Consider the following 23,038-nt stretch of genomic DNA (forward strand, 5'->3'; position numbering starts at 1 on the left):
TCTATACCCAAGTCTCTATCGGCCCAGGGCCGCGGTTTCAGCTATGCCCCGGTTCGCAGCCTTCTGATCAAGATAGCGACCCGGACCCATGACTTGAAGATTGCCATCTTCGTCGGTCTTGAAGTTGTAGACCATAGGAACGCCCGTGGGCACGTTGATGGACCGGATGTCCTTGTCGTCAACGTCTTCAAGGACCTTGATCAGGCTCCGAACTACGGAACCATGGGTGACGATGAGCACAGTCCGACCTTGGGCCAGGTTGGGGGCTATCCGGCTTCGCCAGTAGGGATGCAGACGGAGCAGCAGATCCTTGAGGCACTCGGCGCGGATCTCGGCCGGATTCTGGCCGTCCAGCCCGTCGCCCATGGCAGGGTAATAGCGTGGATCCGGTCCCTGAAAGTATGGTGAATCGGTTTCGATGGCAGGCGGCCTAACATCGTAGGAACGTCGGTAAATGTCGAATTGCTGCTGACCATAGCGTTCCAGCATGGCCGGTCGCGTCTGTCCCTGGAATGCACCATAGTGGCGCTCGTTCAGCCGCCAGGTGCGCTCTACCGGAATCCAGGCCCGATCAACCAGATCCAGCACCGTGTTGGCAGTGACGATGCTGCGGGTCAGCAGAGAGGTGAAGACCAGGTCGGGCAACAGGCCTGATTCCTTGAGCAGCTGTCCGGCATGACGGGCCTGTTGCAGTCCGCGATCCGTCAGGGGCACGTCCACCCAACCGGCGAAACGGTTGACCGACTTCTGAGTCCAGACGCTTTCTCCGTGACGCATGACGATGAGCTGCGAGGTCATCAAATCAACTCCTTTTCTGATGACGTGTTTTTAGAACCAGAGCGAGCTGTTTTCGAAGAAGAGGGAAGCATCGTCCACTTCCTGGGCGGATTGGTCGATTTGATCAGCAGACTCTGCGGCTCTTGACATGACCAGACCTATAGCCCTGGGCAGAGCATCGGCCACCTGGCCGGCACGAATCGGCTGCCCCATAAGCCCTAAAGCTATCCCGCGGCCCTCCTGCTGGCTGTCCTGGGCTACCAGATCCGCAAAATCCTGAGGCTTACGCGGGTCGAAGATCAGCGGTTGCTCCCAGCCGGTCTGTCTGCCCCCGCTGGCCAGAGAACCGGCAAGCCCGTGCACGAAGGCCGCAACAGCTGTTAGATCCACCATCAGCGTGGCATCATCCTGGATTGGTCCGGCATTTTGTGCCAGCATGGCCCCGATGGTTCCGGAGAGCACGTCTCCTGATCCGGCTGTAGACAGCCATGCTGGGCCGAAGCCGGTGGTCATGACGCGGGGACGGTCGGTGCCGTCCTCGCCGACGACCAATGTGATGGCCCCCTTGAGCAGAATGGTGGCCCCGGTCAGCTGACAGGCTCGGATTGCCCAATGCAGGGGTTCGGCCATGACCTGGTCGCCGTCCACGTTCTCGCCATGCGAGTTGAGTAAGGCTGCCATTTCGCCAGCATGTGGGGTAAGCACCGTGCGTGGGCCCAGCCGGTCCGGCAGCAGATCCAAAGCACCCGCATCGGCTACTACCGGCGGGTCAGCTGCTGCTTCATCCTCGTCCAGGTCGGCGGCCTGACGGCTGAGTATATCGGCAATCAGATCACGCTGATCGTCCTGGCCTTGAGGTCCAGATGCCTCCTGTGCTTGCCTGGCGGGTACACCCGAGCCCAGAACCCAGGATTCAACCCTTCCGCGGCCTAGGACGGTCTCGGGCAGCTCCTGCAGGATCAGGTCGCCCACCTGCTCGGGGCCGCAGTAACGGATCATGCCCACGTTGCCGTTGGCAGCAGCCTTGCTGGAGAGCAGCCCGGCGCCATGGTAGAGGGCGGATCCGGTGACCAGGCCGACCACGCCCCGACTGTACTTGGTGTCATTTACCCGAGGCACTCTCAGGAGACTGGCGCAGTCCTCAGCGCTCATGCAGGAGACGCTGGGGACCAGGGCCGAGGTGTCAAAACCGAAGTCAACCAGGACGATTCTGCCGCAGACATAGGCGGCCGGGGGCAGCATCAGGCAGGGTTTCATGGCTCCCATGGTCACGGTCACATCTGCCGGAATGTAGGCACCGGGAAGTGTGCCCTCGTCCACGTCCAAACCGGAGGGGGTATCCACGGCCAGAACCAAGGGCCTATCCTGGCCGGCGGGGTCGTGCCAGGCTGGTCTGTCGGGCAGACCGCTCTCCACGCCCAGTTCTGCGGCCAGAGCAGCGGGAATGCCGCGCAACGCCCCCTTGAGGCCGATACCCGTCATGGCATCGATAATCAGATCCGCCTGTCGGCACAGTTCCAAGGCCTGGTCCATCTCCTCGGATGCTTGGTCCGGTCCGGAGGGGGCCTCGCAACCGGGGATGGCTGCCTGGGGATCCAGGGCCGTGACCACTCCGCCGGCACGTAGAAGAGCATCCAGCCCACCCTGGTGCAGGCTGCGTCCGGTGGCCACCACAGTCACGTCGGCCCCGTGCCCGGCCAGGTCAGCTGAGGCATAGAGCCCGTCGCCGCCATTGTTGCCGGCCCCTGCCAGCAGGACGATCCTGGCGCCTGCCGGCTCCAGTCCAGCCTGGGTCAGCATGACATCGGCCACGGAGGCCAGGGATCCGGCGGCAATGCGCATCAGAGGCACTCCGTCATCCAAAAACGGCTGCTCCAGGGATCGGATCATGTCGGCGGAATAGGCGCTGGTGGCCAGGGTCCGCCGGGCTTCGTGGCGTTCATCTGGTGACGGCTTCATGGCATTACACCCCTCATTCAAAAGGTCCACGTGCGACGGCGGCACGGCCGGCCACGTGCTGGCTCCACTCTATCCGATGGCCATGTCCTGAAAGCGTTATAAGGTCTGCCTATTTACGAGGGCAGGAAAGGAAATTCATGCAGGGATTCGCAATGCCGAACCAGGGCCAGATTATGGCAGTGGTCCTGACGGTGGCCCTATGTGGCCTGATCGGTTTCGAGCGCGAGTTCCTCAAACATGACGCTGGCATCCGCACCCATATTCTGGTGGGTCTGGGCAGCTGCCTGTTCACCATGGTCTCCCTTTACGGCATCCAAGCCGCTGTAGGCAACTACTCTTGGGATGCCTCCCGAATTGCGGCCGGAGTGGCCTCGGGCATCGGCTTCATCGGCGCCGGGGTCATCTTCTTCAACCACGATTCCGTCAAGGGTCTGACGACGGCCAGTGCCATCTGGGTGGCCGCTGCTGTGGGCATGGCCTGCGGGGTCCAGCTCTTCGCCATAGCCATCCTGGCTGTCGTCTTCTACTTCCTGGCCGTTCTGGTCATCGCACCCATCCTCAAGTGGTTCCTGCGCAACCGTCAGAACACAGTTCTGCGCATCGTATATCAAGACGGCCACGGCTGCCTGCGTGAATCCCTGCTGCTGGCCACCCGCATGGGCTTCGAGTCCCGGGTGCTGACCATCCACGAGCTGCACCGGGATGCCTGGAAGGGCGCCGATGTCACTGTCAACCTGTTGGGCAAGGGGGACGTGACCGAGCTGGTCGAATCCATAGGCCAGACTCCAGGGGTCAAAGGGGTTGAGGTCCTGGGGGAGGACGACTGACCCGCTGACGACGCAGACGACCCACAGCCATGGGCCAACAGGTGGCTACCTACTCCTCGGCCACCAGATCCAGATAGTCGTCGCTCCAGAGGTCCTCATCACCGTCGGGCATGAGCAGCACCCGTTCAGGGTTGAGCGCCTTGACGGCCCCCTCGTCGTGGGTGACCAGCACGATGGCCCCCTCGTACTTGGCGATGGCCTTGAGTATCTCGTCCCGCGAGGCGGGGTCCAGGTTGTTGGTGGGCTCGTCCAACAGCAGGACGTTGGCCCGGCTGGTCACCAGTGTGGCCAGGGCCAGGCGTGTCTTCTCGCCACCCGAAAGAACCTTGGTGGGCTTCATGGCGTCGTCCCCTGAGAAGAGGAAGGAGCCCAGGATGGTCCGCGCCTGGGTGTTGTCCAGGTCCGGGGCCACGTGCTGTAGGTTCTCCAGAACGGTGACATCGTTATCCAGGGTGTCGTGCTCCTGAGCGAAGTAGCCGATCTTGGCCCCATGCCCCAGGGTCACCTTGCCAGTGTCGGGCTGCTCGATGCCGGCCAGCAACCGCAGGGTGGTGGTCTTGCCAGCGCCGTTGTACCCCAGGATGACCACCCGGGAGCCCTTGTCGATGGCCAGGTTGATGCCGGCGAAGACAATGTTGGATCCGTAGGCCTTGGACAGGTCCTCGGCCATGATGGGCGTGCGGCCGCAGGGAGCGGGATCCGGGAAGCGCAGGTCGGCCACCTTTTCTGCCTTTTCCGCCTCTTGGGTGTCGGCCAGCAGGCGCTGGGCGCGGCGCATCATGTTCTGGGCGGCCACGGCCTTGGTGGCCTTGGCGTGCAGGCGGATGCCCTGCCGCATCAGGCGGTCGGCCTTCTTCTCGGCCACCTCGCGTTCGCGGCGTCGGCGCTCCTCGTCCACCACCCGCTGGCGCAGGTAGGCCTTCCATCCCATGGTGTACATGTCGATGCAGGAGCGCTGGGCATCCAGATGCCAGATGCGGTTGACGGTCTCGTCAAGCAGCTCGGTGGAGTGGGAGATGATCAGGAAGCCGCCCTCGAACCGGCGCAGGTAGCCTTTGAGCCACTCAATGGAGTCGGCATCCAAATGGTTGGTGGGCTCGTCCAGAATCAGGGTGTCGGCATCGGAGAAAAGGATTCTGGCCAGTTCGACCCGTCGGCGCTGACCGCCGGAGAGGGTACCCAGTGCCTGCTGCAGTGTCTCTTGGCTGAGCCCCAGGCTCTCACCCATGACGATGGCCTGTGACTGGGCCGCATAGCCTCCGGCGTTCTCAAAGTCCTGCTGGGCCTTGTCGTAGCGCTTCATGGCCTTTTCCATGATTTTGGGATCCGGATTGGTCATCTCGGTCTCGGCCTTACGCATCCGCTGGATGATGGATGCGATGTCCCTGGCGCTCATGACCCGGTCCAGGGCGCTTTGCTCGGCATCACCCGCATGTGTGGACTGCGGCAGGTATCCCAGCTGTCCGGTCACCCGCACCTTGCCGGCCGAGGGGAGCATGTCTCCGGTGATGACCCTGGTCAACGTGGTCTTGCCGGCGCCGTTGCGACCTACCAGGCCGATGCGGTCGCCTTTGGTCACATGGAAGTCGGTGGCTTGCAGCAGTAGTCGGGCACCTATTCGGATCTCAAGTCCCTGCGCCTCAATAGCCATGCCGCCTCCGACCCCGCTTTCCTTGTGGATTCAAAACTTGCAAGGAATCATGGTAGCAAGAAGCAAGCCCTGCCAGTGCGTCTCGGCTGACGGGGCAATGGATGAGTCGTGGATGAATCAGCGACGGACCAGTCTGAACTTGCTCCAGGGGAAGTAGACCAGGAAGGCGCCCACGGCCGTCAGGGCGATGACCAACACACCCATGGCGGCCGCGAAGGAGAAGATCCTGATGCCGATGCCCAGGCATGCCCAGATGACCACCAGGCCGAAGACCCAGTCCTTGCCATGCCTGTTCATCAGATAGGCTACGGCCAGGAGTGCGCCGACCACGATGATGGTGGCAAATCCCTGGACGGCATTGCTGACCTTGTGCCCGGCGACCACCATGTATCCTGCGTTGACCAGGGTGGCCACGCTCAGCCAGCTGGCGTAGATGGACAGGGGAATCCAGTCCAGGGCCTTTGCGGCGGTCGGGGTTCCGGCCTTGGTGGCGTCCCTGCGCACCAGGGCATAGAGCATCCAGGACAGCACAGCCAGAATGAGGATGATGACCAGGGCCCAGAAATTGCGCTCCATGTGCCACAGAGCCAGCCAGGCGATATTCAGGCAGCAAGTGGCCACAAAGAGCAACCCGCTCAGCGTGAAGGGCAGGAATCCCAGGCGTTTGCGGCTGGGGCCCGCCAGGCAGAAGCGGAAGAGCCATATGGCCAGGGCAATGTAGATGACCCCCCAGATAGCGAAAACGTAGCCGGCGGGCATGATCCAGAGGTCGACCTTGCGGGCCAGGCCACCCACGGTCGTGCCATGGAAGTGGTAGACCTCCGCATAACCGTTGAAGCCCACCATTGCCATCCAGGCCACCCAGAGCAGGATGTCCTCGAAGAGCTTCCAGCCGCGACCCTTGGAGGATTCCTGTTCCTTTTCAGGCTGACCCTGCTTTTGATGTTGCTCCTTTGTTCGTTCCTGAGCCCGATTTGATCCCTGCGTCGCCTCATTGCTGCTGCGATCAGAGCGACCTTTGCCTCCATTGGCGGTCTCATCAGCACTGGTTTTCCCAGCCGCTGCCTTCTCTGACGAATCATCGGACTGCTTGGCTGCAGTACCCGAAAGCGATGAACCCGAAGCAGACAAGTCTGGAGTTGATGAATTCGAAGTCGACGGATTTGTAGATGCCGAACGTACATCTGTCGAACTCCGAGTTGCCGATGCAGAGCTCGATTTCGTGGAACCTGCACCTGCTGAATTTTTGGCTGATTGGCTGCCCTGCATGGCAGGGGAGGTACGCTTGGCTCTCTCGACCGGATCCTCCTTGTCGATCCAGAGTCTACGCGGATTGTCCTTGTCAGTCATGGCACATGCTTCCTCTCCTTGCCGGCCGCAACCGTACTGCCGCCATGGGGATGACCCCGGGCATGGGCCGACCGGCCTCTGCTTCAACTCTAAATCGGCCAGCCTGGCTCGGTGGTATTGACCACCCGGTCAGGACTGCCGCCGGTGCTAGCCTGAAGCCGAATGCCAGAAAGGGGAGTACAGCATGGCCGAACCTTCACATAGATGCGACTGGGCTCGAGTAGACGACCCGCTCATGCGCAGCTACCACGACCATGAGTGGGGCCGCCCCCTGCATGGCTCCCAGAGGCTCTTCGCTATGCTCTCCTTGGAGATATTCCAGTGCGGGCTCAGCTGGCAGCTGATCCTGCATCGTCGTCAGGCCTTCTTCAAGGATTTCAACAACTTCGATATTCAAGCGGTCGCCGCCTTCGACACCGACCGAATCGACCGTCTCATGGCCGACCCTGCCATCATCCGCAATCGACGCAAGATCGAAGCCACGGTGGCCAATGCCGTCGTGGTCGCCAGCCAATTCCCCGGGGAGGAATTCGACCGCTACTGCTGGTCCTTTACCGGTGGGCTGACAATCAATCACGACTACCCGGACGATTCGTCCATACCGCGCTACGACCACCTGTCAGCCATCGTGTGCAAGGACATGCGCGACCTGGGCCTACGCTTCCTGGGCCCGGTGACCGTCCACTCCTTCCTCCAGGCAGCCGGCATGATCAACGACCACCAGCACGACTGCTTCCTCAACGGTTGCAAACGCCCGCCTCTTGATTCGCCGGACTTGTCCATCTAAGCCGTCATCGAACACCTGTTCGAATTATTCGGCCCAGGCGATATTATGGTCAGGCTTTGGCCTCAGCCTTGGCCATGGGTCTTCAGGGAAGCGGATGGGAAGCACGTGAAGCAGCAGAACAAGCCTATGTCGATAGTGGACGCGGCCATCGAAAACCCGCGCATGATCGAATCCAAGGGGTCCCTGGTGGCGGACCTGTCCATGGTGCCCAACGACCGAAAAATCGTCATCCAAGGCGCCCGGGCTCACAACCTTAAGAACGTCAACCTGTCCATACCCCGCAACCGGATGGTGGTCTTCACCGGCCTGTCAGGCTCCGGCAAGTCCTCTCTGGCCTTCGATACCCTCTTCGCAGAGGGTCAGCGCCGCTACGTGGAGTCCCTTTCCGCCTATGCCCGCCAGTTCCTGGGCCAGATGGACAAGCCCGACGTGGACTTCATCGAGGGCCTGAGCCCGGCGGTCTCCATTGACCAGAAAACCACCAACCGCAACCCCCGGTCCACTGTGGGAACCATCACCGAGGTCTACGACTACCTGCGCCTGCTTTTCGCCAGAACCGGCATTCCCCACTGCCCGGTCTGCGGGGCCGAGGTGCGCGCCCAGTCGCCGCAGCAGATCGTCGACACCCTTATGTCCAGGCCGGAAGGGACCCGTTTCCAGCTGCTGGCCCCCATCGTCAAGGGCCGCAAGGGCGAGTTCGTAGAGACCCTGGAGCTCCTGCGCTCCGACGGCTACTCCCGGGCCATCATCGACGGGGACATGCACCAGCTGTCCGATTCCATCAAGCTGACCAAGCAGAAGAAGCACACCATCGAGGTGGTGGTGGACAGACTGGTCATCCGCGAAGGCATGCGCCAGCGGCTGACCGACTCCGTGGAGACTGCCCTGCGACTGGCCAAGGGCACCGTGGTTGCCGACTTCGTGGATATGGATGCCAAGGATCCCGAGCGTCGCCAACCCTTCTCCGAGAAGCGGTCCTGCCCCAACGGCCACGAACTGGAACTGGACGAGATCGAGCCACGGACCTTCTCCTTCAACGCTCCCTATGGAGCCTGCCCGGCCTGCACCGGCCTGGGATTCAACCTGGAGATCGACCCTGAGCTGGTAGTGCCCGACCCGGAGAAGAGCCTCAAGGACGGGGCTGTGGAACCCTGGAGCGGCACCAAGAGCCAGCAGCGCTTCTACGGCCACCTGCTGGATGGCCTGGCCAAGGAAATGGGCTTCTCCACCTCGACCCCCTGGAAGGACCTGCCGGAGGAAGTCCGCCATGCCGTCATGTACGGGCACGACTTCAAGGTGGATGTCTCCTATCGGAACCGCTGGGGTCGCCTGCGCGAGTACACCACCGGATTCGAGGGCGTGGTCCGCACCCTGATGCGCCGCCACGACGAGACCGACTCACAGCCCATGAAGCAGTACTACGAGTCCTACATGCGCGAGGTGCCCTGCCAGGTCTGCCAAGGCAAGCGCCTGAAGCCCGAGGTGCTGGCCGTGACCGTGGATGGCCTGTCCATCGCCCAGGTCTGCGATATGGCCGTATCCGCCAGCCTGAAGTGGGTGGAGGGCCTGCATATGGAGGGCGCCCAGGCCAAGATCGCCGGCGAGGTCCTCAAAGAGATCCGTGCACGCCTGCGCTTCCTCAACGACGTGGGTCTGAACTACCTGACCCTGTCCCGGGCCGCAGCCACCCTCTCCGGTGGCGAGGCCCAGCGCATCCGCCTGGCCACCCAGATCGGCTCCGGGCTGGTGGGCGTCATGTACGTGCTGGACGAGCCCTCCATAGGCCTGCACCAGCGGGACAACGACCGGTTGATCAAGACCCTGCAACGGCTACGCGATTTGGGCAACACCTTGATCGTCGTCGAACACGACGAGGACACCATCCGGCAGGCCGACTGGCTGGTCGATATTGGCCCGGGGGCCGGCGAGCATGGCGGTGAGGTCATCTTCTCCGGGCGCTCGCAGGACCTGGTCAAGGCCTCGCGTTCAATCACCGCCGACTACATCGCCGGTCGCCGTTCCATCGAGGTGCCCAAGCGCCGCCGCAAGACCAGCCGGACCCGTCAGCTGACTGTGGTGGGGGCTCGGGAGAACAATCTGAAGAACCTCAGGGTCTCCTTCCCGCTGGGGGTCATGACCCTGGTCACCGGCGTCTCCGGCTCCGGCAAGTCCACACTGGTCAACTCCATCCTCTATCCGGTCCTGGCCGACCAGCTCAACAACGCCCGCATCGTGCCTGGCAAGCACACCCGGGTGGAGGGCGTGGACCAGGTGCGCAAGGTCATCCATGTGGACCAGAACCCCATCGGTCGCACCCCGCGCTCCAACCCAGCCACCTATACCGGCGTCTGGGACAAGATCCGCCAGCTCTTCGCCAAGACCCCGGAGGCCCAGGTGCGTGGCTATGGTCCCGGCCGCTTCTCCTTCAACGTCAAGGGCGGCCGTTGCGAGACCTGCCACGGTGACGGAACCATCAAGATCGAGATGAACTTCCTGCCCGACGTCTACGTGCAGTGCGAGACCTGCCACGGCAAGCGCTACAACAGGGAGACTTTGGAAGTCACCTACAACGGCAAGACCGTTTCGGACGTGCTGGACATGCCCATCGAGGAGGCCGCCCACTTCTTCAAGGCCTATCCCTCCATCGCCCGCTACCTGGACACCCTGGTGGACGTGGGCCTGGGCTACATCCGCTTGGGTCAGCCTGCGCCCACCCTGTCTGGAGGCGAGTCCCAGCGGGTCAAGCTGGCCACCGAACTGCAACGCCGTTCCGACGGCAAGACCGTCTACATCCTGGACGAGCCGACCACGGGCCTGCACTTCGAGGATGTCCGTAAGCTGCTCAAGGTCCTTCACGGCCTAGTTGATAAAGGCAACACGGTCATCGTCATCGAGCACAACCTGGACGTGATCAAGACCGCTGACTGGATCATCGACCTTGGACCCGAGGGCGGCGACGGTGGCGGCACAGTGGTGGCCCAAGGGACTCCTGAGCAGGTGGCCGCCAATCCAGACAGCTGGACAGGCAAGTATTTGAAGCCCATGCTGGATCCCGCCAAGGTAGCCAAGGCTGCACGATCATGACCCGCAGCTGCTTCGAGCGTCACACGCCGCAGGTATGGCGACGCACCGCTCAAGCCCTGGAGGAGGAGTCCGCCACCGGCACCACCGCCGGCGTCAACAAGAACGGCGCACCCTTGCTGGGCGACAGCCGTGACCTCTTCCGCCCCAAAACGTCGGACATTCCAGCCCAGCCCGGTGTCTACAAGTGGCGGGATGGCGACGGTCGAGTTATCTATGTGGGCAAGGCCAAGAACCTGCGCAACCGCCTGACCAATTACTTCCAGCCCCTGGAAAACTTGCATCCGCGCACCCAGACCATGGTGCTGACGGCCCGAAGTCTGGAGTGGACCGTCGTGGGCACCGACCTGGAGTCCCTGACCCTTGAATACACCTGGATCAAGGAGTTCGACCCCCGCTTCAACGTCAAGCTGCGTGACGACAAGACATACCCCTACCTGGCTGTCTCCGTGGGAGAGGAGTTCCCCCGGGTCTGGATGACCCGCGTGCGCAAGCGGCATGACACCCGCTACTTCGGCCCCTACGCCAAGGTCTGGGACATGAAGCACACCCTGGATGCCTTGCTCAAGACCTATCCTGTGCGCACCTGCACCCCCGGCGTCTTCCGCAAGGCCAAGCTCAGCGGCCGCCCCTGTCTGCTGGCCTCCATCGGCAAGTGCTCGGCACCCTGCGTGGGCCGGATCAGCGCAAGCGACCACCGTCGTCTCTGTACGGAGCTGACTGGGGTCATCACAGGCAGGCTGGGCAAGAGCTACCGGGCCAGCCTGACCAGGAGCATGCAGAAGGCCAGTAAGGAGCTGGACTTCGAGAAGGCCGCCCGTCTGCGCGACCAGATCGCCATGCTGGATACGGTCATCGAGCAGAACGCCGTGGCCTTCGCCTCCAACGTGGATGTGGATGTCTTCGGCGTGGCCTCGGACGAACTGGAGGCCTCGGTACACGCTTTCTTCGTGCGCTCTGGAGCCATCCGTGGCGAACGCAACTGGAGCGTGGAGCGGGTCGAGGACGTCTCCGACAGCGAGCTGATCAGCGACCTGCTGGTACAGGTCTACTCGGACCTGATGAATGAGAACGACAGCGAACTGCACAAGCTGCCAACAGAGTCGGACACACCCGTCTCCATCAGCCAGGACAGGGATGCCATGGGCTCCACCCAGAAGGTCACGGCCCTGGATGCCGAAGCTCGGGCCAAGGCCACCAGGAGCCGACACCAGCATCAGGATCAGACCGGACGTGCCGACCTGCTGGCCCCCATTTCTCCAGTGCCTCCCGAAGTCATTGTCCCTATCCAGCCGGATCGGACCGGCGACTTGCAGGAGTGGCTGCGGGAGCTGCGCGGATCCGCAGTGACCATCCGTGTGGCCAGTCGTGGTGAGAAGAAGTCTCTGATGGACCGGGCCAACGCCAACGCCCGCCAGGCCCTGCAGCGCAGCAAGCTCAGTCGTATGAGCGACATGGGCACCCGCACCCAGGCCATGAACGACGTGGCCAAGGCCCTTGGGCTGGACCGCGCTCCGCTGCGCATCGAGTGTTACGACATCTCCAACACCGTGGGTGGCCAGTTCCAGGTGGCCTCCATGGTGGTTTTTGAGGATGCCGTCCCTAAGAAGTCCGAGTACCGTCGATTCGCCATTCGAGGCGAGGACGGCAAGGGCGCTGTGGACGATATGAGCGCCATCTATGAGACTCTGACCCGGCGCTTCCGTCACGGCAACATAGCCGGTGACAGCGGTGACAGTATGGAGGCCGAGCGAAAGGCCAGCGACAAGGCGCCTGAATTGGTGGAGCAGGAGGAGGGGGCCATCGTTCAGCAGAACACCTCCGCCCGCCACTTCGCCTACAAACCCAACCTGATCGTAGTCGATGGCGGCAAGCCTCAGGTAACCGCTGCAGCACGGGCCCTGCACGACTGCGGTGTGGACGATGTGGCCCTCTGCGGGCTGGCTAAGCGACTGGAGGAGGTCTGGGTGCCTAACGATGACTATCCCATCATCCTCAAGCGCCAGTCTGAGGGCATGTACCTGCTGCAGCGCGTGAGGGACGAGTCTCACCGGTTCGCCATTACCTACCACCGTCAGACCCGGCGCAAGGGTGCTCTCCGGTCGGCTCTGGACGAGATTCCGGGCATCGGACCCACCTACCAGAAGAAGTTGCTCAATCACTTTGGATCAGTCAAGCGCATGCGCCAGGCATCACAGGAAGAGCTGGAGGCCGTCAAGGGCATCGGCTCTGCCAAGGCCAAGGCCATCTATCAGACCTTGCATAGTGACCAGGACCAGACCGGGGACAGCCAGCGATAAAATGGCTCAGGAGGCTGGCAAAGAGCCATGCCATGATTTGATTGGTGCGTGATTGCAGATATGAATGGACCTGATCGTCGTTGTGCCGTTCTGGGCGACCCAATCAGCCATTCCCTTTCGCCTCTTTTGCATAGATCAGCCTATGCCGCACTCGGCCTGGACGGCTGGCGCTACGACTGTGTGCGCGTGGATGCTGACGGCTTGGCGGACTTTATCCACGGTCTTGACCCGTCCTGGGCCGGTCTCAGTCTGACCATGCCCTTAAAGAGTGCTGTCGGCGCCTTGGGAGACTTTAGTGATTTCTGGTCTGAGACCCTAAGGGTGGCCAACACAATTGTCTTTGAGCAAGGCGGTCCCGGGAAAAGGCCGTCTCTCTACAACACCGACGTGGAGGGTATCGTAGCCGCCCTGCTGGAGGCTGCCGACCGCTGCCATGCCGATGAAGACCCTGACGATTTGGCTGCTCTGCTGGAGGCAGCATGTCAAGGGCAACAAGACCAGCTGCCCGACCAACCGTACGGAGGAGCGCGGGCTTTGGTCATCGGCAACGGGAACACCGCCGAGTCCGCCTTCTGCGCCTTGAAGGTGTTGGGAGTCAAGCGTGTAGACCTGCTGGCCCGCAATCCGAAGCACTGTGACCACATGCTGGACCTCGCTTCTCGATTGGATTTGTCTGAGCCAGCCGTCACCGCCATGGACCAATCTGAGACAGCCAAAAAGGCTCTGACCGAGGCCGATATTGTCGTCTCCACCCTCCCTGCGGGAGCAGCCGACCCCCTGTCTGATCTACTCAGTACAGTTGAGACTCCTGACGCCAAAACTTCCGAGACAGAGACCGCCAAGGCCGATACTCCTGGTGCCAAGCCCGCCGATGCCATTGGTACCGATGAAGACGGACGCCTGGGCTCGGTTCTGCTTGATGTGGTCTATGACCCCCGACCCACCCCGCTCATGAAGGCCTTCTGCCGTCAGGCGGGCGCTCGTGCCATCAGCGGTGAACGCATGCTGCTCTATCAAGCAGTGCGTCAGGTGGCACTGATGACCGATCGACCACTGGCCGCTGTTCCGGCAGCTGCTATGGACCGAGCCTTGAGGGAGGTATGACGATGACGACGGAAAAACCGCCCTTCGCAGGCTTCGAGGTACTGCTAATAACGGGAATGTCCGGCGCAGGCCGCACCCGTGCTGCCGACTCCATGGAGGACATGGGCTGGTATGTGGTTGACAACATGCCCCCGCGTCTGCTTGTACCCCTGGTCGACATGATGACCTCCGCCGGAAGCTCCCTGCACCGCCTAGCTGCCGTTATCGACGTCCGTTCCCGCTCCTACTTCGACGACCTGTCGGCTGTGCTCAGCCATCTGGACGACCTGGGCGTGCGCTGCCGCATCCTCTTTCTGGATGCCTCTGACCAGGTTCTGGTCAAGCGTTATGAGTCCGTCCGCCGACCCCACCCCTTGCAGGGCTCCGGTCGCCTGATCGACGGCATCCACGAGGAGCGCCGCCTACTTGGTGGTCTCAAGGAGCGTGCCGACATGGTCATCGACACCTCCAATCTGAGCATCCATCAGCTCTCTACTCGCCTGTATGAAATGGTTCTGGGCTCCGGCCCGACCACAGTGGGCGTTCACATCATGAGCTTCGGATTCAAGTACGGCTTGCCCATCGATGCCGACTTCGTAGCGGATGTGCGCTTCCTGCCCAACCCCTACTGGGTCCCCGAGCTGCGGGACCTGAACGGCCATGACGGCCCGGTCCGTGACTATGTGATGGCCAGCAAGGGTGCCAAAGAGTTTCTGGATGCCTACACCACCGCCATCTTGACCGCACTCAGCGGCTATGCGCGTGAAGACAAACACTATGTGACCATCGCCTTTGGCTGTACTGGCGGACAGCACCGCTCAGTGGCCATGGCCGACGCTCTGGCCGCCCGTTTGCGGTCCCGGGGAATGGAGGTGACCGTCTCGGCCCGCGAGCTGCCGCACCGTCCCCGCGGATAGCCAAAGGCGCAATTTGTCCAAGATATTCGATATCACAGTAATCCGGTGGTCGGCACGGCAGGTGTGTCGTGTGGCCAAGAAGTATTCATTTTTCAGTATTTTTTCGTAGGAGGACGGCTCTTGGCCCTACTTGATGATGTCAAAAGCGAGCTGGCCGCGATTGACAACGAACCCCCCTCTGCCAAGAAAGCACAATCGGCGGCCATGATCCGCTTCGGTGGCGGTCTGCACATCATTCAGCGTCACATTGTGGTGGAAGCGCAATTCGACTCCCTGCCAGCAGCGCAGTGGTTGCAGAACACCATCAGGGACGTCTACGGCCATGATTCAGATCTGATCCAGGTCAAGCGGCAGGCCCCCACCGGCAACCTGACCCGCTACTCGGTCCGCGTGCTGCGGGCAGGCGGTGCCCTGGCCCTGCAGACCGGACTGCTGGACCGTCGCAAGCACCCGGTTCGTGGTCTTCCCGCCGACATCGTCTCGGGCAATATCGCCCAGGTCAAGGCCGCCTGGCGAGGGGCCTTCCTGGCCCATGGCGAGCTGTCCGACCCGGGCAAGGCCTCCTATCTAGAGATTGTCTGCCCCGGATCCGAGGCCGCCTTGGCCCTGGTAGGCGCCGCCCGCCGTCTGGGCATCAACGCCAAGGCCCGCCAGGTGCGCAGCTCCGAGCGCGTCACCCTGCGTGACCCGGATGTGATCGAGCGCATGCTCAACCTGATGGGCGCCCCCAAGTCCTCCAGGGAGTGGACCGGCAAGCGCAGCGACGGTGAATCCCGCGGTAAGGCCAATCGCCTGGCGAACTTCGACGATGCCAACATGCGCCGCTCTGCCAAGGCAGCCGTGGAGGCCAGTGCCAAGGTCACCAAGGCCTTCGAAATTCTGGGCGACGACATCCCCGAGAATCTGCGTGCGGCCGGCCAGCTTCGTCTGGACCATCGTGAGGCCTCCCTTGAAGAGCTGGGCCGCCTGGCCGATCCACCGGTCACCAAAGACGCCATCGCCGGACGCATCCGCCGTCTGCTGCAGCTGGCCACCAAGGTCGAAAAGAAGAGGACCGAGGAACAGACCAAACAAGAGTGAGATAGCTCACACAGGTCGGTCTGCCTGAGTACCATGGCAGGGGAGCGGGCGCATGGACCCGCAGTCAGAAAGGATACGCATGAAAACACTGAAGAGCCTCGGTGATCTCAAGGGCAAGCGCGTGCTCGTCCGCGCGGACTTCAACGTGCCGCTGGACGGCACCACTATTACAGACGACGGCCGCATACGCGCAGCCTTGCCAACCATCGAGCAGCTTCGTGGCCAGGGCGCCAAGGTTATCCTCATGGCCCACCTGGGTCGCCCCAAGGGCAAGGTCGTTCCCGAGCTGAGTCTGGCACCTGTGGCCGACCGCCTGGGCGAGCTGCTGGGCGTGCAGGTTCCTCTGGCGGAGGACACCTACGGTCCCGATGCTCATGCCAAGGTGGCTGCCATGAACGACGGCGATGTGGTCCTGCTGCAGAACGTGCGCTACAACCCCGAGGAGACCAGCAAAGACGAGGCTGAGCGTGATGCCTACGCCCGCAAAATCGCCGACCTGGGCGATGTCTTCGTCTCCGACGGTTTCGGCGTGGTCCACCGCGCCCAGGGCTCCAACTACTCTGTGGCCAAGTTCCTGCCTTCTGCCGCAGGCCTGTTGGTCGAGAAGGAGGTCAAGGCCCTGTCCAAGGCGACCGAGAACCCCGAGCGGCCCTTCACTGTGGTCCTGGGCGGCTCCAAGGTCTCCGACAAGCTGGGCGTCATCGAGAACCTGCTCAGCAAGGCCGACCGTCTGGTCATCGGCGGCGGCATGGTCTTCACCTTCCTGAAGGCCGAGGGCTATGAGGTCGGCTCCTCCCTGCTGGAGGAGGATCAGGTCGATACTGTCAAGGGCTACATCGCCACTGCCCGTGAGAAGGGCGTGGAGCTGGTCCTGCCCACCGACATCGTGGTGGCTGACGAGTTCAAGGCGGATTCGCCTCACCAGGTAGTTCCTGCCGACGGCATCCCCGCAGACAAGATGGGTCTGGACATCGGTCCTGACTCCCAGAAGCTCTTCCACGACAAGATTGTGGACTCCAAGACCGTGGTCTGGAACGGGCCCATGGGCGTCTTCGAGTTCCCGGCATTCGCCGATGGCACCCGTGCTGTAGCTCAGGGCCTGGTCGATGCCACCAAGGCCGGAGCTTTCACCATCGTCGGCGGCGGCGACTCTGCCTCGGCCGTGCGCAACCTGGGCTTCCCTGAGGATGGCTTCTCGCACATTTCCACCGGCGGCGGCGCTTCTCTGGAATTCCTTGAGGGCAAGGAGCTTCCGGGTCTGAAGGTGCTGGAGTAAAATCGGCAAACAGACGGGCAATGCCGGGTCACCGGGTTTCGCATCCGGCAGCCCGGCATTGCTGTTGTTGCGCGGATGGAAAGGTCTGGTATGGCACGCATTCCCCTGGTGGCCGGCAATTGGAAGATGAACTTCGACCACCTGGAAGCCACCTATTTCGTGCAGAAGCTGGCCTGGCTCCTGCGCGACGCCCACTTCGACCGCAGGCGCTGCCAGGTGGCTCTTATGCCCGCTTTCACTGCCCTGCGTTCCGTCCAGGTGCTTGTGGAGGCCGACAACCTGCCAATTGAATATGGGGCCCAGGCTGTTTCCGTTACCACCCAAGGCGCCTTCACCGGGGATGTGTCCGCGGACATGCTGGCCCAGCTGGGCTGCAGCTACGTCATTGTGGGCCACTCCGAGCGGCGCAAGTACCATCCAGAGGACGATGCCAACATTGTCGACCAGGTCCGTGCCGTACTGGCTGCGGACATGAAACCCATCCTATGTGTGGGGGAGAGCTACGAGGAGCGCCGCCAGGGCATCCAGCTGGACTTCGCCGTGGGCCAAGTCAACGACGTCACCCGCGACTTGGCCAAGGAGGACATGGCCAACCTGATTGTGGCCTATGAACCAGTCTGGGCCATCGGCACCGGCATGGTGGCCACTCCGGACACCGCCCAGCAGGCCGCTCGTGCCATCCGCGACCACATCTCAAGCAAATTTGGAGACCCAGCCGGCCAGTCCGTGCGCATCCTCTACGGCGGCTCGGTCACCTCCAAGAACGCCTCCCAGATGATCAGCCAGCCGGACGTGGACGGCTTTCTGGTGGGCGGCGCCTCCCTGGATGTGGAGGAGTTCGCACGAATCGTGAGACTGGCCGCCAAGGGCTGATGCGTTTTTCGCCGGGTATCTGTATACTTGTTCCCAGTTCCTTACATGGAGGTATATGCCGTGACCATTGTCAAGATTGTGCTCGAAGTCGTTGTGATTCTTGCAAGCGTGCTGCTAACCATGCTGATTCTATTGCACAAGGGCAAGGGCGGCGGCCTGTCCGATATGTTCGGCGGCGGAATCGGCTCCAACGCTGGCACCTCGGGTGCAGCCGAGAAGAACCTGAACCGTCTAACCATTATTGTGGCTCTGATCTGGGTGGCCATCATCATAGCTCTGGACCTCATTTCCAAGTACAAGCTGGCCTGATTCCAGCAACCAATACCTGAAATACCTGACCCCGGCATCAACCGGGGTTTTCCATATCTGGATGATTTTTCCCTTATAGCTGTTGGTCATGCCGACCTACCAGCGCCTTTGACATCCTATTTTGCATGCCACTTTATCGTGATTCTATATGGATGTCTTATACACGAGGTCTGTACACAAGACCTGTTTTCTTCATCGATAGTGCAAGGCTCATAGTCCTTGACTATTACCACAATATGTCATTCACAATGCACCGATAATCCAACGATTCAGCCTCTTGGCCTATAGAGTGAGTAAGGGTGTGCCGGATGAACGGCACATCACACAATGTCGTGCAAGCTAAGCAAGCGAAAGGATGTGCTCATGGCTGAGCAAGCTGCACCGAGCCTGGAGGGCTGGTTCTGTCTCCACCTCTTCTGGAAAATCGATTGGGCTAAGTGGCGCCGAGTGCCGCAAGACGAACGCCAGGAATGCCTGGATGAGTTCAAGGCCCTTGCCACACAGCTGGACACAGTCCAGTCCCAGGGCCAGGGAAGCCACTACTGGTGCCGGGTCAATGGGCAAAAGGCCGACCTGGGCCTAATGGTCCTCAGGGAGACACTGGACCAGCTCCAGGAGGTCGAGACCTCCCTAGAGAAGCTGCGCATCTCCGATTATTTGGAGCCGACCATCTCCTATGTGTCAGTCACCGAGGTAGGCCTCTACTCGGGCAAGCCGACCACGGACCGCGGCTGGTCCTACGTCAACGCCAGCCTGCATCCCAAGACGCCCGACAAGCCCTATATCTGCTTCTATCCCATGTCGAAGACCCGAGTTCCAGGTGCCAACTGGTACACGCTGCCCTACGACCAGCGCAAGGCCTACATGCACGACCATGGCAAAATCGGCCGTTCCTACGCCGGTAAGGTCTCCATCATCCTGACAGGCTCCATCGGCCTGGACGACTACGAGTGGGGCGTCACCCTCTTCGCCGACGATCCTGTTCAATTCAAGAAGATCGTCACCGAAATGCGCTTCATCGAAGCCAGCTCCATCTACGGCGAATTCCCCTACTTTCTGGTAGGCACCCAGGCTGATCCTGAGCGCATTGACAAGCTGCTCACGGACCAGTTGGGACAGTAACACCATGTCGACAAGAGAGAGAAGATCGATCCTTTCCACGCCCGTATGGTTCTTCATGGTCATCGTCTTCATCACCCAGCTGGATGGGGGAGCGGTGCCGACCATGCTGCCGTCCATCACACGGACCTTCGGCCTGACCACCATGGGCTCCTCCTGGGTGGTGGGCCTGTACACCCTGGGTCTGGTGGTGGGCACTCCCATCACCTCCAACCTCTCCGACGCCCACGGGACCAGGAAGGTCTTCCTCTGGGAGCTGGCCTTCTGGTTTCTTGGATGTCTGATGACGGCGGTCTCGCCCAACTATGCGGTCATGCTGCTGGGCCGGTTCATCCAGTCTCTGGGAGACAGCGGCATCATGGTCCTGTCCATGAACGTTCTTCTGCAACGCGCCCGCAGAAACAACCAGGGCAGGAAGGTCTCCACGGTGGGCATCATAGCCGGTCTATCCGCCATGGTCAGCCCGGTCCTGTCTGGCGTGCTCCTGGGCATCACCCACGGTTGGCGGGCCTACTACTTCCTGATGCTGCCCTTCCTGGCCGTTTTGTTCATCCTGTCCTTGTTCATGATGGGTGACTCACAAACCGACCGCGCCTGGAAGACCGACTACCTTGGCCTGGGCTCCTTCAGCATCGCTCTGGCCCTGCTGATGGTAGCGATCACCTTCCTCCAGTACGGAACCACCTACTTGGCCCTGATCATTGGGTGCCTCCTGGTCGCAGTGGTGGCCGGCGTGATCTTCCTGGTGCATGAGCGGAATCTGGACGGTTCAAAGGAAACCATGCCCTTCCTGCCCATCCACCTGCTGAAGCTGCCCTCCTACGGGCTCACCCTGCTGCTGGGGACGCTGGGAGGCATGTTCTTCTCCCTCTTCGTCTACATTCCAACCTATGTCCACTCTGTCTTCGGGCTTCCGGTCCGCTCGGCCGGCATGGTCATGGTCGGTGTCGGGCTCGGCTCTGTGGTCGGATCCTGGCTGGGCGGGCTCCTGGTCGACAAGTTCGGCTACCGGACCACGCTCGTCTTCTCCTCATCGCTGATAGGCCTGATGGCCCTGATGATCACCCTGACCCTGCACAACCTGCAGCTCTTCATGGTCCTGTCCTTCCTGATGGGGGTGGGCATGGGCTCCATGATGTCCTCGCCGCTCCAAGTCATCGCCGGAAGGCTGGCCGGTCCCGAGAACCGCATGCAGGCCATCGGCGGGCTGTCGGCCTGCAAGAAGATCGGTACCACCATCGCCCCACTGCTCTTCGCCTCGTCTATTGAACTGGGCAAGGTGGGCGGACAGGCCGGACTGGCATCCTACAGGAACATGTTCCTGGTTGTCATCGTCATAACCTTGGTCAACATCGGCCTGACTTATTGCATTCCATTTTCACAGAAAGGAGTTGCTAATGACTGAACCTACAGCAGTCCTCCTCATGGCTTACGGCACCCCCTATCAGGAGTCCGATATCTTGGGGTACTACACCAACATCCGTCATGGGCAGGAGCCGCCCAAGCCGCTCATGGATCAGCTGGTCGGCCGCTACAAGGCCATCGGTCTACCCTCACCTCTGGCCAGGATCACCAGGGCACAGCGCGACGGTCTCCAGGTTGCGTTGGACAATGCCCATCCCGGTGCCTACAAGGTTTACGAAGGGCTGAAGTACATCGCCCCCTTCATCAAGGATGCGGTTGACCAGATTGCCGCCGATGGCATTACCAAGGTTATTGGCCTGCCTCTGGCCCCGCAGTACTCCTCCTATTCAAGCGAGGACTACCACAACCGCGCCCGCAAGGCCATCGAGGCCCATCCGGGCATGAAATACCTGCCCGTGCGGTCCTGGTGGAACCACCAGGAGCTGATCCACTTCTGGAGCGACCAGCTGGTGGCCAAAAAGGATCTGATCGCCCGGCCGGATACCAAGGTGATCTTCAGTGCCCATTCCCTGCCCCTGCGCATCATCCAGGGAGGGGACCCCTACAAGGATGAGGTCATCGGTCTGTCCAATGCCGTGGCTCAGGCCGCCGGCCTCAATGAGGACCAGTACGTGCTGGCCTGGCAGTCGGCAGGCCGTACCCAGGAACCCTGGATCGGCCCTGACTTCGTCAAGGTTGCCAAGGATCTGATCACCGAGAGCGGCATGAAGACCATCGTTTCCGCCTCCATCGGCTTCATCGCCGACAACCTAGAGATCTGCTACGACGTGGACATGGAGCTGGCCAAAGCCATAGAATCCGCCGGCGGGACCCTGACCAGGCTGAACATGCCCAACGACAGCCCAGCCCTGATCGCCACCCTGCAGCAGGTGGTCGAGGAGACCAAGGCCGAGTAACTGATACCAATTGTGCCCCGTCCGGTTCAAACCAGACGGGGCACAATCTTTTAATAGCAGCGACTGACAGTCAGGCGCTCAGCCGTTGACGCGGTCGATGCCCTTCTGCACGTCGGAGAGGACCGAATCCCAGGAGTCGATGAAGGCGGCGACGCCATCGGCCTCCAGCTTGTCGGTCACATCCTTGATGTTGATGCCCAGGTCTGCCAGCTTCTGCATCACCTGGTGGCTCTCCTCGTAGGTGCCCTTGACCGAGGGAGCACCGTTGCCGTGATCGGCCAGAGCGTTCAGGGTCTTCTCAGGCATGGTGTTGACCACGTCAGGGGCCACCAGCTCGTCCACGTACTTGCAGTCGGAGTAGGCAGCGTTCTTGGTGCCGGTGGAGGCCCAGAGCGGACGCTGACGCTTGGCGCCCTTGGCTTCCAGGTCGGCCCAGCGAGGATCGCTGTCGAAGGCCTTCTCGAAGAGCTCGTAGGCCAGGCGGGCGTTGGCCACAGCGGCCTTGCCCTCCAGGGACTTGGCCTCGTCAGAGCCGTTGGCCTCCAGCAGCTTGTCAACCGCAGTGTCCACACGGGAGACGAAGAAGGAGGCGACCGAGCCCATGCGCTTCAGGTCATGGCCGTTCTTGTCGGCCTGGACCATGCCCTCGATGAAGGCGTCGATGACCTGCTTGTAGCGCTCCAGAGAGAAGATCAGGGTCACGTTGACCGAGATGCCTTTGGCCAGGGTGGCGGTGATGGCAGGCAGGCCCTCCAGGGTGGCGGGGATCTTGATCATGGCGTTGGGACGATCGACCTTGTTCCAAAGCTCTTCGGCCTGCTTCTCGGTCTCTTCGGTGTTGTGGGCCAGACGAGGATCGACCTCGATGGAGACGCGTCCATCCACGTAGTCGGTCTTCTCGGCAACCTCGCGGAAGATGTCGGTGGCGTTGCGCACATCGGTGGTGGTCAGCTCGCGGACGGCCTGCTCAACGGGGATGCGGCCCAGCTGCTTGAGCTGTTCGTCATAGGGACCCACCTGGCTCAGGGCCTTCTGGAAAATCGAGGGGTTGGTAGTCACGCCCACCACATTGCGCTCGGCGATCAGTTGCTGCAGATTGCCCGACTCGATGCGGGTGCGGCTCAGATCGTCCAACCAGATCGAGACACCTGAATCGCTGGTGCGCTGGGTGTTTGCATTTTCTGCCATCTTGTCACTCCTTATTTGGGTTCCCGATGGAATCACATTCACTATGCACTACCGGGAAGTCTGTTGCTGTATTCCCGCAGGCCCGCGTTTCGGGCGCGCCTGCAGGGGAGGGGGCCGGCGTCGCGGACGGCCCCCGATTG

At 61.8% G+C, this 23,038-nt stretch carries 18 protein-coding genes; 13 read left to right on the forward strand and 5 right to left on the reverse strand.

Going from position 1 to position 23,038, the window contains the following annotated elements; genetic code table 11:
* Positions 1 to 15 precede the first annotated feature (15 nt).
* Both H3T90_RS00950 and H3T90_RS00955 read right to left on the reverse strand, forming a co-directional pair.
* A complete protein-coding gene (locus H3T90_RS00950) occupies positions 16 to 798 on the reverse strand; it encodes a 2,3-bisphosphoglycerate-dependent phosphoglycerate mutase (RefSeq protein WP_198229310.1) in 783 nt (260 codons plus the stop codon).
* 30 nt (positions 799 to 828) lie between these two features.
* Entirely contained in the window at positions 829 to 2,736 is a 1,908-nt protein-coding gene (locus H3T90_RS00955) for a bifunctional ADP-dependent NAD(P)H-hydrate dehydratase/NAD(P)H-hydrate epimerase (RefSeq protein WP_198229311.1), read from the reverse strand.
* Between the two features lie 137 nt (positions 2,737 to 2,873).
* Between H3T90_RS00955 and H3T90_RS00960 the strand changes: the two genes are divergently transcribed.
* Positions 2,874 to 3,563 carry an MgtC/SapB family protein gene (locus tag H3T90_RS00960; RefSeq protein WP_198229312.1) on the forward strand — a complete coding sequence of 230 codons (690 nt, stop codon included), beginning with the start codon at positions 2,874 to 2,876 and terminating at the stop codon, positions 3,561 to 3,563.
* 49 nt (positions 3,564 to 3,612) lie between these two features.
* Here H3T90_RS00960 and H3T90_RS00965 read toward each other — a convergent pair whose 3' ends face one another.
* Together H3T90_RS00965 and H3T90_RS00970 are read right to left on the reverse strand one after the other, a co-directional pair.
* Positions 3,613 to 5,214 (reverse strand): ABC-F family ATP-binding cassette domain-containing protein, encoded by a 1,602-nt coding sequence (locus tag H3T90_RS00965; RefSeq protein WP_198229313.1) that lies wholly within the window; start codon positions 5,212 to 5,214, stop codon positions 3,613 to 3,615.
* A gap of 117 nt (positions 5,215 to 5,331) precedes the next feature.
* A complete protein-coding gene (locus H3T90_RS00970) occupies positions 5,332 to 6,564 on the reverse strand; it encodes a TspO/MBR family protein (protein WP_198229314.1) in 1,233 nt (410 codons plus the stop codon).
* A gap of 184 nt (positions 6,565 to 6,748) precedes the next feature.
* Between H3T90_RS00970 and H3T90_RS00975 the strand changes: the two genes are divergently transcribed.
* The 12 genes from H3T90_RS00975 to hemH all read left to right on the forward strand — a co-directional run bounded on the left by H3T90_RS00975 (position 6,749) and on the right by hemH (position 21,710).
* A complete protein-coding gene (locus H3T90_RS00975; RefSeq protein WP_198190826.1) occupies positions 6,749 to 7,351 on the forward strand; it encodes a DNA-3-methyladenine glycosylase I in 603 nt (200 codons plus the stop codon).
* Positions 7,352 to 7,477: 126 nt separating this feature from the next.
* On the forward strand, positions 7,478 to 10,435 hold the full coding sequence (gene uvrA, locus H3T90_RS00980; RefSeq protein WP_198229571.1) for an excinuclease ABC subunit UvrA: 2,958 nt from the start codon (positions 7,478 to 7,480) through the stop codon (positions 10,433 to 10,435).
* On the forward strand, positions 10,432 to 12,732 hold the full coding sequence (uvrC, locus tag H3T90_RS00985) for an excinuclease ABC subunit UvrC (protein WP_198229315.1): 2,301 nt from the start codon (positions 10,432 to 10,434) through the stop codon (positions 12,730 to 12,732). The genes uvrA and uvrC overlap by 4 nt, the downstream gene beginning before the upstream one ends.
* Positions 12,733 to 12,792: 60 nt before the next feature.
* Complete coding sequence (locus tag H3T90_RS00990) at positions 12,793 to 13,836, forward strand: shikimate dehydrogenase family protein (protein ID WP_198229316.1); 1,044 nt, start codon at positions 12,793 to 12,795, stop codon at positions 13,834 to 13,836.
* Positions 13,837 to 13,838: 2 nt separating this feature from the next.
* Positions 13,839 to 14,732, forward strand: a complete 894-nt coding sequence (rapZ, locus tag H3T90_RS00995) for an RNase adapter RapZ (protein WP_121913408.1) — start codon at positions 13,839 to 13,841, stop codon at positions 14,730 to 14,732.
* A gap of 120 nt (positions 14,733 to 14,852) precedes the next feature.
* Positions 14,853 to 15,812 carry a DNA-binding protein WhiA gene (gene whiA, locus H3T90_RS01000; protein WP_110425252.1) on the forward strand — a complete coding sequence of 320 codons (960 nt, stop codon included), beginning with the start codon at positions 14,853 to 14,855 and terminating at the stop codon, positions 15,810 to 15,812.
* 79 nt (positions 15,813 to 15,891) lie between these two features.
* Positions 15,892 to 17,088: a phosphoglycerate kinase gene (locus H3T90_RS01005; RefSeq protein WP_110425251.1), complete on the forward strand. Its 1,197-nt coding sequence runs from the start codon at positions 15,892 to 15,894 to the stop codon at positions 17,086 to 17,088.
* 90 nt (positions 17,089 to 17,178) lie between these two features.
* The gene (gene tpiA, locus H3T90_RS01010; protein ID WP_110412931.1) at positions 17,179 to 17,961 is read left to right on the forward strand and encodes a triose-phosphate isomerase; all 783 of its coding nucleotides are present in this window, start codon (positions 17,179 to 17,181) and stop codon (positions 17,959 to 17,961) included.
* 60 nt (positions 17,962 to 18,021) lie between these two features.
* Positions 18,022 to 18,270, forward strand: a complete 249-nt coding sequence (gene secG, locus H3T90_RS01015; RefSeq protein WP_046322919.1) for a preprotein translocase subunit SecG — start codon at positions 18,022 to 18,024, stop codon at positions 18,268 to 18,270.
* Between the two features lie 363 nt (positions 18,271 to 18,633).
* Positions 18,634 to 19,392 carry a hydrogen peroxide-dependent heme synthase gene (gene hemQ / locus H3T90_RS01020; protein ID WP_198229317.1) on the forward strand — a complete coding sequence of 253 codons (759 nt, stop codon included), beginning with the start codon at positions 18,634 to 18,636 and terminating at the stop codon, positions 19,390 to 19,392.
* Positions 19,393 to 19,447: 55 nt separating this feature from the next.
* Positions 19,448 to 20,794: an MFS transporter gene (locus tag H3T90_RS01025; protein WP_232350474.1), complete on the forward strand. Its 1,347-nt coding sequence runs from the start codon at positions 19,448 to 19,450 to the stop codon at positions 20,792 to 20,794.
* On the forward strand, positions 20,787 to 21,710 hold the full coding sequence (hemH, locus tag H3T90_RS01030; RefSeq protein WP_144177113.1) for a ferrochelatase: 924 nt from the start codon (positions 20,787 to 20,789) through the stop codon (positions 21,708 to 21,710). The genes H3T90_RS01025 and hemH overlap by 8 nt, the downstream gene beginning before the upstream one ends.
* Before the next feature lie 78 nt (positions 21,711 to 21,788).
* Here the strand turns inward: hemH and tal are convergent, their stop codons facing one another.
* Complete coding sequence (tal, locus tag H3T90_RS01035) at positions 21,789 to 22,898, reverse strand: transaldolase (protein ID WP_198208532.1); 1,110 nt, start codon at positions 22,896 to 22,898, stop codon at positions 21,789 to 21,791.
* Between the last annotated feature and the right edge of the window lie 140 nt (positions 22,899 to 23,038).

Origin of the sequence: Bifidobacterium polysaccharolyticum (assembly GCF_016101585.1) — a bacterium.
In the GTDB taxonomy this organism is placed as follows: Bacteria; Actinomycetota; Actinomycetes; order Actinomycetales; family Bifidobacteriaceae; genus Bombiscardovia; species Bombiscardovia polysaccharolytica.

Coding starts and splice junctions, on each gene's coding strand:
- H3T90_RS00950 (WP_198229310.1), bottom strand. CDS start 798: ATGACCTCGCAGCTCATCGTCATGCGTCACGGAGAAAGCGTCTGGACT.
- H3T90_RS00955 (WP_198229311.1), bottom strand. CDS start 2,736: ATGAAGCCGTCACCAGATGAACGCCACGAAGCCCGGCGGACCCTGGCC.
- H3T90_RS00960 (WP_198229312.1), top strand. CDS start 2,874: ATGCAGGGATTCGCAATGCCGAACCAGGGCCAGATTATGGCAGTGGTC.
- H3T90_RS00965 (WP_198229313.1), bottom strand. CDS start 5,214: ATGGCTATTGAGGCGCAGGGACTTGAGATCCGAATAGGTGCCCGACTA.
- H3T90_RS00970 (WP_198229314.1), bottom strand. CDS start 6,564: ATGACTGACAAGGACAATCCGCGTAGACTCTGGATCGACAAGGAGGAT.
- H3T90_RS00975 (WP_198190826.1), top strand. CDS start 6,749: ATGGCCGAACCTTCACATAGATGCGACTGGGCTCGAGTAGACGACCCG.
- uvrA (WP_198229571.1), top strand. CDS start 7,478: ATGTCGATAGTGGACGCGGCCATCGAAAACCCGCGCATGATCGAATCC.
- uvrC (WP_198229315.1), top strand. CDS start 10,432: ATGACCCGCAGCTGCTTCGAGCGTCACACGCCGCAGGTATGGCGACGC.
- H3T90_RS00990 (WP_198229316.1), top strand. CDS start 12,793: ATGAATGGACCTGATCGTCGTTGTGCCGTTCTGGGCGACCCAATCAGC.
- rapZ (WP_121913408.1), top strand. CDS start 13,839: ATGACGACGGAAAAACCGCCCTTCGCAGGCTTCGAGGTACTGCTAATA.
- H3T90_RS01005 (WP_110425251.1), top strand. CDS start 15,892: ATGAAAACACTGAAGAGCCTCGGTGATCTCAAGGGCAAGCGCGTGCTC.
- tpiA (WP_110412931.1), top strand. CDS start 17,179: ATGGCACGCATTCCCCTGGTGGCCGGCAATTGGAAGATGAACTTCGAC.
- hemQ (WP_198229317.1), top strand. CDS start 18,634: ATGGCTGAGCAAGCTGCACCGAGCCTGGAGGGCTGGTTCTGTCTCCAC.
- H3T90_RS01025 (WP_232350474.1), top strand. CDS start 19,448: ATGGTCATCGTCTTCATCACCCAGCTGGATGGGGGAGCGGTGCCGACC.
- hemH (WP_144177113.1), top strand. CDS start 20,787: ATGACTGAACCTACAGCAGTCCTCCTCATGGCTTACGGCACCCCCTAT.
- tal (WP_198208532.1), bottom strand. CDS start 22,898: ATGGCAGAAAATGCAAACACCCAGCGCACCAGCGATTCAGGTGTCTCG.